Source organism: Mycolicibacter longobardus, assembly GCF_002102265.1.
In the GTDB taxonomy this organism is placed as follows: Bacteria; Actinomycetota; Actinomycetes; order Mycobacteriales; family Mycobacteriaceae; genus Mycobacterium; species Mycobacterium longobardum.
Genome location: NZ_LQPG01000053.1, coordinates 1 through 15,756, shown reverse-complemented (window position 1 = coordinate 15,756; position 15,756 = coordinate 1). Strand labels below are relative to the sequence as shown.

At 68.3% G+C, this 15,756-nt stretch carries 14 protein-coding genes; 9 read left to right on the top strand and 5 right to left on the bottom strand.

Going from position 1 to position 15,756, the window contains the following annotated elements:
• Window positions 1–78: 78 nt before the first annotated feature.
• The 4 genes from AWC16_RS21255 (at window position 79) to AWC16_RS21240 (ending at window position 3,615) form a co-directional block, all read left to right on the top strand.
• Complete coding sequence (locus AWC16_RS21255; protein ID WP_085266701.1) at window positions 79–855, top strand: class I SAM-dependent methyltransferase; 777 nt, start codon at window positions 79–81, stop codon at window positions 853–855.
• Between the two features lie 54 nt (window positions 856–909).
• Window positions 910–2,382, top strand: coding sequence for an aldehyde dehydrogenase (locus tag AWC16_RS21250; RefSeq protein WP_085266700.1), 1,473 nt, complete (start codon window positions 910–912; stop codon window positions 2,380–2,382).
• An 80-nt stretch (window positions 2,383–2,462) separates the two neighbouring features.
• Window positions 2,463–3,245, top strand: coding sequence for a hypothetical protein (locus AWC16_RS21245; RefSeq protein ID WP_085266699.1), 783 nt, complete (start codon window positions 2,463–2,465; stop codon window positions 3,243–3,245).
• A gap of 43 nt (window positions 3,246–3,288) precedes the next feature.
• Window positions 3,289–3,615 carry a hypothetical protein gene (locus AWC16_RS21240; protein WP_085266698.1) on the top strand — a complete coding sequence of 109 codons (327 nt, stop codon included), beginning with the start codon at window positions 3,289–3,291 and terminating at the stop codon, window positions 3,613–3,615.
• Window positions 3,616–3,655: 40 nt separating this feature from the next.
• Here AWC16_RS21240 and AWC16_RS21235 read toward each other — a convergent pair whose 3' ends face one another.
• The 3 genes from AWC16_RS21235 to AWC16_RS21225 form a co-directional block, all read right to left on the bottom strand.
• Window positions 3,656–5,491 (bottom strand): acyl-CoA dehydrogenase, encoded by a 1,836-nt coding sequence (locus AWC16_RS21235; RefSeq protein WP_085266697.1) that lies wholly within the window; start codon window positions 5,489–5,491, stop codon window positions 3,656–3,658.
• A 65-nt stretch (window positions 5,492–5,556) separates the two neighbouring features.
• A complete protein-coding gene (locus AWC16_RS21230) occupies window positions 5,557–6,183 on the bottom strand; it encodes a S1 family peptidase (RefSeq protein WP_085266696.1) in 627 nt (208 codons plus the stop codon).
• Window positions 6,183–7,031 carry an arylamine N-acetyltransferase family protein gene (locus tag AWC16_RS21225; protein ID WP_085266695.1) on the bottom strand — a complete coding sequence of 283 codons (849 nt, stop codon included), beginning with the start codon at window positions 7,029–7,031 and terminating at the stop codon, window positions 6,183–6,185. Before AWC16_RS21225 ends, AWC16_RS21230 begins: the two co-directional genes overlap by 1 nt.
• Window positions 7,032–7,189: 158 nt before the next feature.
• Between AWC16_RS21225 and AWC16_RS21220 the strand changes: the two genes are divergently transcribed.
• Window positions 7,190–7,930, top strand: coding sequence for a 1-acyl-sn-glycerol-3-phosphate acyltransferase (locus AWC16_RS21220; protein ID WP_234812376.1), 741 nt, complete (start codon window positions 7,190–7,192; stop codon window positions 7,928–7,930).
• Between the two features lie 4 nt (window positions 7,931–7,934).
• A complete protein-coding gene (gene fadD12 / locus AWC16_RS21215; RefSeq protein WP_085266694.1) occupies window positions 7,935–9,575 on the top strand; it encodes an acyl-CoA ligase FadD12 in 1,641 nt (546 codons plus the stop codon).
• A 2-nt stretch (window positions 9,576–9,577) separates the two neighbouring features.
• On the opposite strand, the gene AWC16_RS21210 is transcribed toward fadD12, so the two are convergent.
• Together AWC16_RS21210 and AWC16_RS21205 are read right to left on the bottom strand one after the other, a co-directional pair.
• A complete protein-coding gene (locus AWC16_RS21210) occupies window positions 9,578–10,996 on the bottom strand; it encodes a WS/DGAT/MGAT family O-acyltransferase (protein ID WP_085266693.1) in 1,419 nt (472 codons plus the stop codon).
• A gap of 53 nt (window positions 10,997–11,049) precedes the next feature.
• Window positions 11,050–12,282 (bottom strand): alpha/beta hydrolase, encoded by a 1,233-nt coding sequence (locus tag AWC16_RS21205; RefSeq protein WP_085266692.1) that lies wholly within the window; start codon window positions 12,280–12,282, stop codon window positions 11,050–11,052.
• A 203-nt stretch (window positions 12,283–12,485) separates the two neighbouring features.
• Here AWC16_RS21205 and AWC16_RS21195 point away from each other — a divergent pair, with 203 nt between their 5' ends.
• Genes AWC16_RS21195 through AWC16_RS21185 form a run of 3 tightly spaced genes read left to right on the top strand, consistent with a single transcriptional unit; the run spans window position 12,486 to window position 15,621 of the window.
• Window positions 12,486–13,382, top strand: a complete 897-nt coding sequence (locus AWC16_RS21195) for an alpha/beta hydrolase (protein ID WP_085266690.1) — start codon at window positions 12,486–12,488, stop codon at window positions 13,380–13,382.
• Between the two features lie 3 nt (window positions 13,383–13,385).
• Complete coding sequence (locus AWC16_RS21190; protein WP_234812374.1) at window positions 13,386–14,462, top strand: acyl-CoA dehydrogenase family protein; 1,077 nt, start codon at window positions 13,386–13,388, stop codon at window positions 14,460–14,462.
• A 1-nt stretch (window position 14,463) separates the two neighbouring features.
• Window positions 14,464–15,621 carry an acyl-CoA dehydrogenase family protein gene (locus AWC16_RS21185; RefSeq protein WP_085266689.1) on the top strand — a complete coding sequence of 386 codons (1,158 nt, stop codon included), beginning with the start codon at window positions 14,464–14,466 and terminating at the stop codon, window positions 15,619–15,621.
• Window positions 15,622–15,756: the final 135 nt, after the last annotated feature.

Sequence of the window (15,756 nt, the reverse complement as noted above, 5' to 3'; positions counted from 1 at the left end):
CAGGGTAGTCCGCCGACTCCGCACCCCGCCGACCGTGAAGCCGCGGCGGGCCCGCACGCTGCGTTTAGGCTTGGCCCGGTGGCCGCCACCGACCTGTTTGCACGACGCGCGACGCTGGCCCGTTCGGTGCGCCTGCTGACCCAGTTCCGCTACGAGCAGACGGCTCCGGACCGGTTCTACGGCGCGCTGGCCGACGACACCACCGCCCTGGTCACCGACCTGTGGCGGGGGGTGCACGGCGACGATCCGGCGGGCCGGACGCTGCTCGACGTCGGCGGCGGACCGGGATACTTCGCCACCGCATTCAGCGCCGCCGGGCTGCGCTATATCGGCGTCGAACCCGACCCCGGCGAAATCCATGCAATGCACGCGGCAGGTCCCCGCCCCACCGACGCGATGGGCAGCTTCGTGCGGGCCTCGGGGATGGCGCTGCCGTTCGCCGACGCCAGCGTGGACATCTGCCTGTCGTCCAATGTCGCCGAGCACGTGCCGCGGCCCTGGCAGCTCGGTAACGAGATGCTGCGGGTCACCCGGCCGGGCGGACTGGCGGTGCTGTCCTACACGGTGTGGCTGGGTCCGTTCGGCGGCCACGAGATGGGCCTGACCCACTATCTGGGCGGGCGGCGCGCCGCCCGGCGCTACACCCGCCGACACGGCCATCCACCGAAGAACAACTACGGCTCGTCACTGTTCGCGGTGTCGGCGGCCGACGGGCTGGACTGGGCCCGCCACACCGGTGCGTTGGTGGCGGCATTCCCCCGTTATCACCCACGATGGGCGTGGTCGATGACCGCGGTTCCGGGCATTCGCGAGTTCGGCGTGAGCAATCTCGTGCTGGTGCTGCAGGCCGGCTGACCGATTGACTGCAACGTGTTCTAATCCGCCCGCGAGCTAGGTAGGGTGGCGCCCATGACCGACTCCAGCATCACCGAATACGACACCCTGTTCATCGGCGGCAAGTGGACCGCCCCGTCCACCGACCAGGTGATCGAGGTTCGCAGCCCCGCCACCGGCGAGTACGTCGGGAAGGTGCCGCTGGCGGCCAAGGCCGACGTCGACAGCGCAGTTGCGGCGGCCCGACAGGCGTTCGACTCCGGGCCGTGGCCGTCGACCCCGCCGGCTGAGCGGGCCGCGATCATCGCCGCCGCGGTCAAGCTGATGGAGGAGCGCAAGGAACAGTTCACCGCGCTGTTGTCCGCCGAGACCGGCCAGCCCCCGATGGGCGTCGAAACCATGCACTGGTTGAGCTCGATCGGGGCCCTGAACTTCTTCGCCGGCCCCGCGGTCGACGAGGTCAGCTGGGAAGAGGTCCGCACCGGCGCCTACGGCCAGACGATCGTGCGGCGCGAGCCGCTGGGCGTGGTCGGGGCGATCGTGGCGTGGAACGTGCCGCTGTTCCTCGCGGTCAACAAGCTGGGCCCGGCGCTGCTGGCCGGCTGCACGGTGGTGCTCAAGCCCGCCGCCGAGACGCCTTTGACCGCCAACGCGCTGGCGCAGGCGTTCGCCGACGCCGGCCTGCCCGAAGGCGTGCTGTCGGTGGTGCCGGGCGGCGCGGAGACCGGCCAGGCCCTGACCTCCAACCCGGGCGTGGACATCTTCTCCTTCACCGGCAGCTCGGCGGTCGGCAAGGAGATCGGCAAGCGCGCCGCCGAACTGCTCAAACCGTGCACCTTGGAGCTCGGCGGCAAATCCGCGGCCATCATCCTCGAGGACGTCGACCTGGCGTCGGCGATCCCGATGCTGGTGTTCTCCGGGATCATGAACACCGGGCAGGCGTGCGTGGCCCAGACCCGCATCCTGGCGCCGCGCTCGCGCTATGAGGAGATCGTGGAAGCGATCAAGAACTTCGTCACCGTGCTGCCGGTCGGCCTGCCGGATGACCCGGCCGCTCAGGTCGGCGCGCTGATCAGCGAGAAGCAGCGCGAGCGGGTCGAGGGCTACATCGCCAAGGGCATCGAGGAGGGCGCCCGGCTGGTCTGCGGCGGCGGTCGCCCCGACGGACTGGATTCCGGTTTCTTCGTACAGCCGACCGTGTTCGCCGACGTGGACAACTCCATGACCATCGCCCAGGAGGAGATCTTCGGGCCGGTGCTGTCGATCATCGCCTACGACACCGAGGACGACGCGGTCGCGATCGCCAACGACTCGGTGTACGGGCTGGCCGGCAGCGTGTGGACCTCCGATGTCCCGCACGGCATCGAGATCGCGAGCAAGATCCGCACCGGGACCTACGGGATCAACTGGTACGCCTTCGACCCGTGCTGCCCGTTCGGCGGCTACAAGAACTCCGGCATCGGCCGGGAGAACGGTAAAGAGGGCGTCGAGCACTTCACCCAGCAGAAGAGCGTCCTGATGCCGATGGGCTACACACTGAACAGCTGATCCCCGGAGCTGCGGGTCGGCCACCGGGCTTGGGTGGCGTTGCCGTTGACGCAACGGTAAGCCCCTATAAACTGCGGGCCGTGGGCGTTCTGCTGGGATTTGTCCCCTGGGCGGTGTACTGGGTGCTGGCCGGAAATGCGCCGCCGCTGGTCGCCGCGGCGGTGGCGCTGGCCGTTGCGGCCACTGTCCTGGCCACCTGCCGCGACGCACCGACACGGCTCCTGGGGGTCGGGGCCGTCGCGACGTTCACGGTGTTGGCCGTGCTGCCGCCGGTGTTCAGCTGGGCACAGCCGTGGGTGCTGCCGTTGAGTTTCGCCGGCCTGTTCGCGACGTTGCTGACCAGCATGGCGCTGGGCAGATCGGTGGTGGAGGCCGTCGCCAAGGCTGATCTGCCCGCCGCAGTAGTGCAGACCGAACTGTTCTCGCCCATCGTCAACCGGCTGACCTGGATCTGGCTGGGTGCGCTCGCGGCGATGTCCGTCTCGGCGGTGGTGCCCGCGATCGCACTGTCCGACGCCACCCTGGGTGGCGCACGCTGTCCGGCGACCTATCTCTGCCACTGGGTGATCCCGTTCGGAATCCTGGCCGGGGCGGTGATCGCATCGCACATCCTGGCCGACCGGATGACCGCCGGCTTCGACGACGCGGTACGTAAGACCAGCTTCGTCGCATTCATCGACCTGGAGATCGATCAGCTGTACTACCTGGCTCAAGAACACGCCAACCGCGAAGTCGGCCCCGGCGAGGAGGCCTATAACGTCACCGTCGGCACGAAACCGACGCCGTTGCTGGGCGACGAGACCCGGGTGTCGTGGCCGTCCACCTACAAGGTTCGGCAACGAAGCAACAGTCGCCGTCAGTAGCAATCGATGGTCACACGGTCTTTGCCGTTGATAGCATCACCGCATGTTGAAATACTCGATCGCCTTTGCGGCGGGGGCCGTTGCGCTCCTCATCTCGGCGCCGGGTGCCTTCGCCGACGATCCACCGCTCTGCTCGGATCCAACGCAATGCGCTCAGCAGCCCGACCAGAATCCAAGTGGCGGAGCCGCCAACGGCGTGCAGCGCGGTGTGGATATCGCGCAGAAGGTATACAGCCATGGCGACACCTCGTCACCGGGCTGGCAGAACCTTCTGGACGGTATCCCGTACTGCATGCATCCGGGAGCCCAGATCAGGGCCGGCGTTGTTATCACGAATCCAGATCCCAGGGGCTTTGCCATACCCTGCTGATGGCCCGGGGAGGGCAGAGCGGTAGCCCCAGCCGTCCCCGTCAGAACGCGCCCTCGGCCAGGTCCATCACTGCCAGGTCTTCGCTTTCGACGACGTACCGATCGGAACTGAGCCTGGGCAGCACGGTGACAGCGAAAAATGTTGCCGCACCGACTTTTCCGCGGTAGAACTCCTCATCTCCGCCGGGCTCTCCCTGATCCAGCGCGACCAGCGCGATCTCGGCCTGCTTCAGCAGCAACCAGCCGATCACCAGATCACCCACGGCCATCAGGAATCGCACCGATGCCAAACCCACCCGGTAGAGCTGGCGGGGTTCCTGCTGCGAACCGAGCAGGTATCCGGTCATCACGGTGGCCATCGCCCGGACGTCGTCAAGCGCGGCGGACAGCAGCTTGCGGGAATCCGCCAACTCCGGGCGGGCCTCACCGCTGTCGAGGAACCCCTCGATCTGGGCGACCAGGTGCCCCAATGCCACACCGCGGTCGCGGGCGATCTTGCGGAAGAAGAAGTCCTGCGCCTGAATGGCTGTGGTGCCCTCGTAGAGACTGTCGATCTTGGCGTCACGGATGTACTGCTCGATCGGATAGTCCTGCAGGAAGCCGGATCCGCCGAACGTCTGCAGCGAATCCGTCAGGCACTGATATGCCCGCTCCGAGCCCACCCCCTTGACGATCGGCAGCAGCAGGTCGTTGACTCGCTCCGCCATCTCGGCGTCGGCACCCGACACCAGCATCGCCACGTGCGGATTCTGGTGGGCCGCGGTGTAGAGGTACAGCGCCCGCATCCCCTCGGCATAGGACTTCTGCATCATCAGGGCGCGCCGCACGTCCGGATGGTGGAGGATGGTGACCCGCGGCGCGGTCTTGTCGGTCATCTGGGTCAGATCGGCGCCCTGGATCCGGGTCTTGGCGTATTCCAGCGCATTGAGGTAGCCGGTGGACAGTGTGGCGATCGCCTTGGTGCCCACCATCATTCGCGCGTACTCGATGACGTGGAACATCTGAGCGATACCGTTGCGGGTGTCCCCGACCAGCCAGCCCTTCGCCGGAACACCGTGCTGGCCGAAGGTGAGTTCGCAGGTGGTCGAAACCTTCAGTCCCATCTTGTGTTCCAGCCCGGTGACAAACACCCCGTTGCGCTCACCCGGCTCCCCGGTCTCGGGATCCGGAAGATACTTGGGCACCAGAAACAGGCTGAGCCCCTTGGTCCCCGGCCCGGCGCCCTCGGGACGGGCCAGGGTCATGTGCATGATGTTCTCGAACAGGTCGTCGCTGTCACCGTTGGTGATGAACCGCTTGACGCCGTCGATGTGCCAGCTGCCGTCGGACTGCTCCACGGCCTTGGTCCGTCCCGCCCCCACGTCGGAGCCGGCATCCGGCTCCGTTAACACCATGGTGGCGCCCCAGTTCCGGTCGATCGCCATGGCGGCCCAGTGCCGCTGCTGTTCGTTGCCCAGGTCGTAGAGGATGTTGGCGAAGATCGGGCCGGCCATGAACATGAACACCGCGGGGTTGGCGCCCAGCACCAGTTCGTTGATCGCCCAGGACACCATCGCCGGCGCCGGCACGCCCCCGACGTCCTCGGTCAGGCCGATCCGGAACCACTCGCCCTCCTGCCAGGCCCGCAGCGACGCCTTGAAGGGCTCCGGCAGTGTCACGTTGTGGGTGGCCGGGTCGAACTCCGGCGGGTGGCGGTCGCTGGCGGCGAAGGATTCCGCCACCGGGCCCTCGGCAAGCCGGGCGGCTTCGGCCAGCATCTGGCGCACCGTGTCGCCGTCCAGATCGCCGAACGCCCCGTCTGCCAGACACTCGTCGAGCCCCAGCAGCTCGAACAGATTGAACTCCAGGTCGCGAACATTGCTCTTGTAGTGACCCATGAATCCAGCATGCACCCTGAAGACAGGTAGGTTCGCCGGAATCGCACACGTTCTAACGCACCCCCCTAATGCACCAGGCGCAGGCCCCACTGCCGCAGGATCGGGTCCACCAAGACGAAGTCGGTGTTGGAGTCGTCGTCCTCGGGTCCGCCCGTGAGAATGCCGACCGCGCTGGCGCTGCCGTCCGGGTTGACCACGAACCCCGGACTGCCGCTGTCACCGACGGTGCTGAACACTTGGGTCTCAACGACGTTGCCGATGACGGCGGTGACGGGACCGCAGGTCTCGCCGGTCTGGGCGCCCACCTTGCAGATCGTCATGCCGACGTGAATCTGGTCGGCGGTCAGCGCATTGGCCACCGGGTAGCGGCCGGCGATTCTGCCGTTGGGCCGGCCTGCCTCGGGGTCGAGCCGGATGATCGCGGCATCCCGGCCCTCGCCGTCGTACTCGCTGGCGGTGATTCTGCCCAGCGGCGTCTCGAAGAGGTCGGTCCACTGCGATCCGTCGTGTGAGTCGCAGTGCCCGCTGGTCAGCAGGTAGTAGCCGCCGTCATCGCCCTGGGCGACGAAACCCGCTGTGCAACTGCTGTTGTCGTCCAGCAGCTCGATGCCCGGCATCGGCGCGGCAGACGCAGTACCGGCGAACGACAGCACCGCGGCTGCGATCAGGCTTACCAACCTTGTTCGCATCATCAGTTGTCCAACACCGACGCCACCTTGGCCTCCACATCACCCAAGCCGGTCAGATCGATGCCGAATCGATCGACCAGTGCCGCGCACACCTGCGCGGCGTCGTCGAACCGTACCCGTTCGGTGCCGCCCCGTGCGTGGATGGCGAGGTTGCGCCCCCGCAGGTTCCAGCGAGCATCATCGGTCACCAGAGCCGCACTCAAGCCGACCACGAAGTTCGACTCGGGGTAGGTCGACACGTACCAACTGCCCACCTGCATGTCGATCAGCGGGCGCGGCTGCATACCGACGATGTAGAGCGGGCGCCAGCGCTGCCCGATCTGAGTTTCCAACACGTACCCATCTGCGTGCTGGCACAGCCGGAACGGCTCGTGGGAGGTCTGCTCGACTTCATCGGCGACCAAGGGGATGGGTGCCGTCGGTGTCTGGCCGCCGAATCCGACGTCGACGAGGTACCGCTCGCCCGAACCCGGGATCTGTACCGCCAGCGCCTGATGGGTCTGCGGGGGCGGCGGGCCGTCCAGCCCGTCGGGGCTCATCCACACCACCCGCGCGGACAGCCGCTGGGCGTCGAATCCGAGTTCGCACAGGACATCGCGCATCAGGTTGTTGTGCTCATAGCAGTAGCCGCCGCGGCGGCGCGCCACCAGCTTGGCGGTCAGCGACGCCGTACCCAGGTCGATCACCGGCACACCCATCAGGGGGTCGAGATTCTCGAACGGGATGCGGCGCACATGTGCGGCTATCAGCCCGGCCAGCGTCGCGTGCGTCGGTTCGGTGCTGCCGCGGTAGTCGACACGCTCGAAGTACGCCTGCAGATCGATGCGGAACTCCTCCGGCTGCCGGTCCATTGCGCTGATTATCCACGACCGGCTTGAGCGGGTAACATAGGCAAAACTAGAACACGTTCCAATCCGAGGGGGCTGCGGTGGACACGCCAGACAATGACTGGTCGGACGACCTGCCCCGGCCCATCACGAAGTGGGACCCGGGCCTGACCGAACGGGTGATGGGTCTGCTGCGTCCGCTGATCAAGGGGTACCACCGGTCTGAGGTGCGGGGCCTGGACTCGTTCCCGAACGGCGGCGCCCTGGTGGTGTCGAACCACTCCGGCGGCCTGTTCGCGATGGACGTACCGGTGTTCGCCACCGGCTTCTACGACAAGTTCGGTTATGAGCGGCCGGTCTACACCCTGAGCCACGATCTGATCTTCACCGGCGTCACCGCCGACTTCTTCCGCAAGACCGGGTTCATCCCGGCCAACCACACCAACGCCGACGAGGCACTGCGCTCCGGTGGCGTGGTGGTGGTCTTCCCCGGCGGCGACTACGACGTCTACCGACCCACGCTGGAGGAGAACAAGATCGACTTCGGCGGGCGCAAGGGCTACATCCGCGCGGCGATCAACGCCGGGGTGCCGCTGGTGCCGACGGTCGGGATCGGCGGTCAGGAAAGCCAGTTCTACCTGTCCCGCGGCACCGGGCTGGCCAAGGCGCTGCGCCTGGACAAGCTGATGCGGGTCAAGATTCTGCCGATCTCGTTCGGCTTCCCGTTCGGTCTGTCGGCGGTGCTGCCGATCAACCTGCCGCTGCCCACCAAGATCGTCATGCAGGTGTGCGAGCCGATCGACATCATCGCCGAGTTCGGTGAGGACCCCGACATCGACGTCGTCGACGCGCACGTGCGCGCCGTCATGCAGGACGCCCTGGACAAGCTCGCCCGCGAGCGTCGCCTGCCGATCCTGGGCTGAGCGGATGGCTCCCGGACTGTTCGACCCGCTTGCCCGGGTCGGTTCGATGCTGGCGACCTTCACCCGAGTCGGGCTGTTGGCGCCGCTGCGCCCCGACAAGTACGTCCGGATCGCCGCCGCCGCGGCCCGCGAGGGCGGCACCACCACCACCGGGATCGCCATGGCGGCCCAGCGGTGCGGAGACCGCCCGGCGATCATCGACGAGCGCGGCAGCCTGACCTATGCGGCACTCGACCGGCGCTGCGACGCGCTGGCCGCCGCCCTGCAGCGGCTTCCCGGCCGGACACCACGGGCGATCGCCCTGATGTGCCGCAACCATCGCGGATTCATCGAGGCCCTGGCCGCCGCCAACCGGATCGGCGCCGACGTGCTGTTGCTCAACACCAGCTTCGCCGGCCCGGCGCTGGCCGAAGTCGTGGCCCGCGAAGACGTCGACCTGATCTTCTACGACGAAGAGTTCACCGCGGCAGTGGATCTGGCCGTGCCCGTCGACTCCGGGTGCACCCGAGTGGTGAGCTGGACCGACGGCGAGATCCCCGGCCTGACGGTGGACGACCTGATCGACACCCACCCCGGAGCGCGCCCGACCAAGCCAACCCGGGCCGGAAAGCTGGTCATGCTCACCTCCGGAACCACCGGCACGCCCAAGGGTGCGCGTCGCTCCGGGCGCGGCGGCGGCGGTATCGCCGACCTGCAAGCCATCTTCGACCGCATCCCCTGGCACACCGAGGAGACCGTGGTCATCGCGGCACCGATGTTTCACGCCTGGGGGTTCTCGCAGCTGGCACTGGCGTTGACCATGGCCTGCACGATCGCCACCCGGCGGAAGTTCGACCCCGAGGCCACCCTGGCGCTGGTCGAGACCAACCAGGCGGCCGGACTGTGCGTCGTGCCTGTGATGTTCGACCGGATCATGGCACTGCCCGATGAGATCCGCGCCCAATACCCCTGCAAGTCATTGCGGTTCGCGACGGCGTCGGGTTCGCGGATGCGCCCGGATGTGGTGACGGCCTTCATGAACGCGTTCGGCGACGTGGTCTACAACAACTACAACGCTACCGAGGCCGGGATGATCGCCCTGGCCACACCCGAAGACCTGCGTTACTCGCCCGACACCGCCGGGCGCCCAGCCCCGGGAACCACGATCCTGATCCTGGACGCCGATTTTGCCGAACTGCCGGCGGGGGAGACCGGGCAGATCTTCGTCCGCAACTCATCGCAGTTCGACGGCTACACTGGCGGCGACTCGAAGCTGTTCCACGACGGGTTCATGGCGTCCGGGGATCTGGGCTACTTCGACGACACCGGAAGGCTTTTCGTGGTCGGCCGTGACGACGAGATGATCGTCTCCGGCGGCGAGAACGTCTACCCGATCGAGACGGAGAAAGCCCTGACCGCCCATCCCGCCGTCGCCGAGGCCGCCGTGATCGGTGTCGACGACGCCGACTACGGCCAGCGACTGGTGGCCTTCGTGGTGTTGGAGCCCGACGCGTCGGCCACGCCTGACGAGCTGAAGCGGCATGTCCGGGACAACCTGGCGGGCTACAAGGCGCCCCGCGACATCACCGTCCTGGACGCGTTGCCGCGCAACAACACCGGCAAGGTACTGCGGCGAGAATTGCAGGCGCTGGCGACGACCGGCTAGCCCTACGCCGGCGCCATCGCCGTCTCGACGGGCGTCAGCTTTTCGGAAAGGCCGGCGGCGCGGCGTATCTCGATGAACTCCTCCACCATGGCGGTGGTGACCTCATGCGGATCATCGAGGGTGGCGCCATCGGTCAACACCGAGATGTTGAGCTGGTCCACGTAGCTCCACACGGTGATGTTCAATCCGCTGCCGGCGGTCAACGGCCCCACCGAGTAGATCTCGGTGACCAGGGCGCCGCCGACCCGGCCGCGCTCCCGCGGGCCCGGGACGTTGGAGATGTTGAGGTTGAGCACCTTGTTCTGCCCGTCGCGGCTGGACAACCACCGGAACAATGACTCGGCCGGTGCCGGCGGGAAGTACGCCGACCATCGGCTGACCAGCTCCGGCCCGACCAGATGATGGGCTTCCTTGGCCAGATTGGCTGCTTCCCGGGCCTTTTCGACCCGATCCAGCACGTCGGGGACATCTACCGGCAGCGCCACCAGCACCCCGGAGAACCGGTTCCCGGAGATCCGGTCCGGGGAGAAGTCGAAGCTCATCGGCACCGAAGCCAGCAGTGGATGATCCGCCTTGCCGTCGTAACGCAGCAACAGCGTGCGCAACGCCCCCGCCGAGACCGACAGCACCAGGTCGTTGATCGTGACGCCCAACTGCTTGCTGGTCGCCTTGATGTCGGCCAATGCCAGGGTCGCGGTGGCGAACCGGCGTTCGGGGGTGAGCATGTGGTTGATGAAACTCGGTGGTGGGGTGAACGGCCGGGTCAGTTCGGCGGACAGCTTGCGGGTGCTGCGCCGGACCCGACCGATGCCGGCCGCGGTGTAGCCGATGGTGCCCGGAATCCTGCCTATGTGGCGGAGATGGTCGCGGAACGCCGCACTCACCAGCTGCCCACGGGTCGGGGCGGGATCGGTTTCGTAGGAGTCCTTTTCGATCTGCGGGCCGGCCACCAGATCCATGCCGCGGGCCATCAGATTCGCCGAGGCGATCCCGTCGGCGAGGGCGTGGTGGACCTTGCCGACCACCGCGATCCGGTTGTTCGCCAGGCCCTCGATGAAGTACATCTCCCACAGCGGGCGGCGGCGGTCCAGTGCCGTGCTGGCGATCTCTCCGATGGCCTCGTCGAGTTCGCGGCGGCCACCCGGAGCGGGCAGCGACCACGGCCGGATGTGATAGGTCAGGTCGACCTCGCAGTTCTCCCGCCACATCGGGTGGTGGAACTTGCCCGGGATGTCCACCAGCTGGTAGCGGAACGGATCCAGCTTGTAGAGCCGGCTGTGGATCACCCGGCGGAAGGCGTCGATGTCGAACCCCCGCCGGTCGGCGTCCAGTTCGATGATCGCAATCTTCAACGTGTGCATGTGCACGTTCGCCGTCTCGCTGTACAGCAGAACGGCATCCCACCCGGTGAGCCGCTTCACCGCGGATCCATCCCCATGCTCAGGACCCTACCGTGGCGTCGCGACCGATGGGTTCAGATGATCTGTTTGTTCCCGATCGTGGCGCGGTCGCGGTGAATCTGGTTGAGGAACAATCCGATTGCCGTGCTCGCCGCACCGGTCCGGGCACCGTCGGTCATGTCGAAGCCGTGTCCCGCTCCCGGCAGCTCCAGGTACCCGACCTTGGAGCGTGACGCCGCCCGCAACCGGTCGGCGAAGCTGCGGGCCTGCTGCACCGGAATGACGGTGTCGGCGCTGCCGTGCACGACCAGGAACGGCGGCGCCCCGGGATGCACCCGCGCGATCGGGGAGGCCTTGCGGTAGAGGTCGCCATTGCGCCGGATCGAACGTCCGACCACCACCCGTTCCAGGAAGTCGACGAAGGCGACCCGTTCCGGGGTGGATCGGTCCTCCCAGTCGTAGCGGCCGTAGATGCCGACCACGGCGTCCACCGAGGTGTCACCGCCCGCCGGCAGCCGGTCGGCGAACTCCCGGTCCTCGCCGACACTGCCGGTCAGCCCGGCCAGGGCGGCCAGATGTCCGCCGGCCGAGGCGCCCGCGACGGCGACGAAACTGCGGTCGCCGCCGAACTTGTCGACGTTGGCGCGCGCCCAGGCGATCGCGGTCTTGACGTCGACGATGTGGCTCGGCCAGCGGTTGTGCGGTGCGACCCGGTAGTCGATCGACAAACACACCCAGCCGCGCTCGGCCAGATGCGACAACAGCGCATAACCCTGCAGCGTTCGGCTGCCGTGCACCCAGGCGCCGCCGGGAACGTAGATCAACACCGGCGCCGGGCCGTCCGGCAGCTCCCGGGGCCGCCACACGTCGAGCACCTGCGCGGGGTCGCTGCCGTAGCGCACCCCGGAGCGGTAGATGTGCCGTCGGTGCTGCAGCGCCTTGGCGACCGGTGGCAGCTGCTCCGGCTCGGGCCATTGGATGTCCAGGTCGGCCGCCGAGACCACGCCGCGCAACGCGGCGTCGCTCACGGCGTGGGTCTGCTCACGCGCCTGCCTGCGGGCGTTGGCGGCCCCCGGTGCCAGCCACGTCTTGGCGGCGCTGGACAGGAACTCCGGCATGTGGCGGGTGCCCCACACGCTCATCGCGGTCATCCCGCCCAGGGGCTCCAACCGCTTCCCGACCACCGGCAGCGAAGCTGAGGCAACGCTGAAGGCCAGCAGGTAGTCGGCCGTTCGGGCCCGCTTGAACCAGCGCAGGCGCCCGGCCAGGTTGAGTCCGGTCTCCCGGGTCTGCGGTTGTCCGCTCATTGGGGCAATGTACCGCGCCGAGCCCGGAGTTCACCGCAATCCGGTGGTTCAGCAAGGCTCGACGGAGGAGAGGCGAAGCTGGGACCGCCGCATGAACCCGGTGGTTCAGCAAGGCTCGACGGAGGAGAGGCGAAGCTGGGACCGCCGCATGAAACCGGTGGGTTGGCAGAACGGAGGAATCCGGCGCCCGCAATACTGAGCCGATGGTAAGCAGCGCGTTCCATCCAGATCTGCGCAGGGCAGCCCGATTCATCCCGCGTGGCGGGATCGGGCCTCGGACGCTGCCCGTGCTGCAGGCGCTCGTCGGGCTGCAGGGCCGTCGCAGACCCCGCGGCGTCGAGGTCCTGGATCTGCCGTCGGGCGCCAATGTCCGGGTCTTTCGGCCGCAGAATCCGCCCGCCCATCCCGCTCCCGCCCTGTTGTGGATACACGGCGGCGGCTATGTGATGGGAAGCGCCGCCCAGGATGACCGGCTCTGCCGCAGGTTCAGCGACGAACTCGGGGCGACCGTCGCGTCCGTGGACTATCGGCTGGCGCCCCGAAACCCCTACCCCGCCGCGCTGGACGACTGCTGGGCAGCGCTGACGGAGCTCGCCGGGCTGCCGGGGGTGGATCCGGCCCGGGTGGCGATCGGCGGGGCCAGTGCCGGCGGTGGCCTGGCCGCCGCCCTGGCGCAGCTGGCCGCAGACCGTGACGGGGTCAAACCCGTGCTGCAGCTGCTGGTCTACCCGATGCTCGATGATCGCAGCGCGGCGCTGCCGGCCAATCCGGGCTACCGGTTATGGAATCCGCGCAGCAACCTGTTCGGCTGGACGTCGTATCTGGGCAACGCCGATCCGCAGGTCGCGGTGCCTGCTCGGCGCGCCGATCTGAGCGGGCTGGCGCCGGCCTGGATCGGGGTGGGCGCGCTGGACCTGTTCTACGACGAGGATCTGGCCTATGCGGAGCGACTGCAGCAGGCAGGCGTGCCCTGCGAGGTCGAGACCGTCCCCGGCGCATTCCACGGTTTCGACCTGCTGATGCCCAAGGCGCCGGTTTCGCAGACCTTCTTCGCCGGCCAATGCGCGAGCCTGCGCAACGCCTTCACACGGAAAGGCTGACCCGTGCCTGGATCCACCCCGGAGGAACTGCGGGCGCTGCGCGGCGCGGTCGCCGAGTTGATGGCCAAACGCTCGCCCGACTCCGATCCCGACGGCGTCTGGCGTGAGTTGGCCGAGATGGGCCTGCTCGGGCTGCTGGTGCCCGAGGAGTACGGCGGCGCCGGAGCCGGCTTGGTCGAGGTGGGGGTGGTGGCCGAGGAGCTGGGCCGGGCGCTGTTCGCCGGGCCGTACTTGTCGACGGCGGTACTCGCGGTCAATCTGCTTGCGGCCGTGGATGACCCGGCGCAGCGCGAAGCGGTGCTGCCGGAGATCGCCGCCGGACGCACCCGCGTCGCGGTGGCCTTCGCCGAAGGCGGCTCGACCCGACCGCCGGCGACACCGGCGACCTCGGCCGCCGGCAGTGGGACTGCGTTGCTGACCGGAGAGAAGCGGTTCGTGCTCGACGCCGACACGGCGGACCTGCTGTACGTGCTGGCCACCGCCGAGGACGGATCCGGGATCTTCGCCGTCGACCCCACCGGCCCGGGCGTCACGGTGGAACCCATGACGACAGTCGATCTGTCCCGCCGCCTCTGTGCCGTACGGCTCTCCGGCGCTCCGGCCACGGCCGTGGGTGCGGCCGGCGGCGGTGTCACCGCGTTGACCGATGCGCTGGACCGTTCCGCGGTCGCGCTGCTCGGCGAGCAGGCCGGTGCCGCTCGGTGCGCCATGGAGATGGCCCGCGACTACGCCAAGACCCGATACCAGTTCGGCCGGGCCATCGGTAGCTTCCAGGCGGTCAAGCACATGTGCGCGGACATGCTGCTGGAGGCCGAGTCGGCGGTGTCGGCGGCACGGCATGTTGCCGCGGCGGCCGCCGACGGATCTCAAGGTTGGCTCGCGGATCTTGCTCTGGCCCAGGCCTATTGTTCGGACGCGTTCGTCTTCGTGGGTGCCACCAATATTCAGGTGCACGGCGGTATCGGGTTCACCTGGGAACACCCCGCCCACCGGTATCTGCGCCGGGCGCGCAGCGACGCCCAGCTGTTCGGCAGCCCGTCCTGGCATCGCGAACGCTACCTGCGCGAGATCGGAGCCTGAGATGACAAACAACGCCGACGACGACGCACTGCGGGCCGAGGTCCGCGACTGGCTGGCCGCCAACTGGTCACCCGGAACCGACCGGGCAACCTTCGCCGCGGCCATCCTCGAAGCGGGCTGGACCGCCCCGAGCTGGGAACCCGAGTACTACGGTCGCGGCCTCACCGACCGCCAATCCCGCTTGGTGGCAGCTGAATTCGCCGCCGCCGGGGCGCCGGGCACCGGCCATGATCGCGCTGACCTGTTCGCCTGCACGGTGCACGACCGCGGCTCCGAAGAGCAGAAGCGCCGGCTGCTGCCCCCGGCACTGCGCGGCGAGAGCAAGTGGTGCCTGCTCTACAGCGAGCCCGGCGCGGGCTCCGACCTGGCCGGTCTGCGCACCCGCGCCGAGCGGGACGGTGACGACTGGGTGGTCAACGGGCAGAAGGTGTGGACGTCGTTCGCGACCACCGCGGACTACGGCATGCTGGTGGCCCGCACGAACCCGGACGTGCCCAAGCACGACGGGATCACCTTCTTCATGCTGCCCATGCGCCAGCCCGGCGTCGAGGTCCGCCCGATCCATCAGATCACCGGCGAATCGGAGTTCAACGAGGTGTTCCTGACCGACGCCCGGGTTCCCGACGCCAACCGGATCGGCGAGCCGGGCGAGGGGTGGTCGGTGCTACAGGTCGCGCTGGGCTACGAGCGCCGGCTGATGGGCGATGTCGCGCGCACCGCACGGCGCAACGAGAAGTCCGGTGGCCTGGTGGAACTGGCCCGCGATGCCGGATGCCTTGACGACGGCCACATCCGCCAACGGATCGCCCGCGCGCAAGAGCTGGCCGCGGTCAACCGGTGGAACACCCAGCGCGCCAAGACCAGCAAAGATCGCGCTGAGTCGGCGACCCTGCTGGCACTGGGCAAGATCGCGATGTCACGCATCCTGCACGAGACCGCCCGGGTCCAGACCGAGATCATCGGCGCCGAGGCCATGCTGAGCGGACCGGAGAATCCGGTCGGTGATGCGGTCACGTTCCGCGCGCTCAACGCCTACTTCACCTCGATCGGCGGCGGCACCGACCAGATTCAACGCAACATCATCGGCGAGCGGGTGCTCGGGCTGCCCAAGGAGCCGGACCCCTACCGGGACGCCCCATTCCGGGACCTGCCGCACTGACCGCGCCCAACCCCTTTCTCGCGAGCGTGCGTAGCTGTACGCCTACGCGCGGCGTGTCGTGTGCAAACACTCAGTGTCACTGTCGACGGTGCCGCGTTGCGGTGGTTGGGTTCTTCTCACCTGGTGCCTGGCTCT

What these genes read in the sequence shown, in the direction of transcription:
- AWC16_RS21185 (WP_085266689.1), top strand. Translation starts at nt 14,464, where the DNA reads ATGACAAACAACGCCGACGACGACGCACTGCGGGCCGAGGTCCGCGAC.
- AWC16_RS21220 (WP_234812376.1), top strand. Translation starts at nt 7,190, where the DNA reads ATGGGTCTGCTGCGTCCGCTGATCAAGGGGTACCACCGGTCTGAGGTG.
- AWC16_RS21240 (WP_085266698.1), top strand. Translation starts at nt 3,289, where the DNA reads ATGTTGAAATACTCGATCGCCTTTGCGGCGGGGGCCGTTGCGCTCCTC.
- AWC16_RS21235 (WP_085266697.1), bottom strand. Translation starts at nt 5,491, where the DNA reads ATGGGTCACTACAAGAGCAATGTTCGCGACCTGGAGTTCAATCTGTTC.
- AWC16_RS21230 (WP_085266696.1), bottom strand. Translation starts at nt 6,183, where the DNA reads ATGATGCGAACAAGGTTGGTAAGCCTGATCGCAGCCGCGGTGCTGTCG.
- fadD12 (WP_085266694.1), top strand. Translation starts at nt 7,935, where the DNA reads ATGGCTCCCGGACTGTTCGACCCGCTTGCCCGGGTCGGTTCGATGCTG.
- AWC16_RS21205 (WP_085266692.1), bottom strand. Translation starts at nt 12,282, where the DNA reads ATGAGCGGACAACCGCAGACCCGGGAGACCGGACTCAACCTGGCCGGG.
- AWC16_RS21225 (WP_085266695.1), bottom strand. Translation starts at nt 7,031, where the DNA reads ATGGACCGGCAGCCGGAGGAGTTCCGCATCGATCTGCAGGCGTACTTC.
- AWC16_RS21195 (WP_085266690.1), top strand. Translation starts at nt 12,486, where the DNA reads ATGGTAAGCAGCGCGTTCCATCCAGATCTGCGCAGGGCAGCCCGATTC.
- AWC16_RS21250 (WP_085266700.1), top strand. Translation starts at nt 910, where the DNA reads ATGACCGACTCCAGCATCACCGAATACGACACCCTGTTCATCGGCGGC.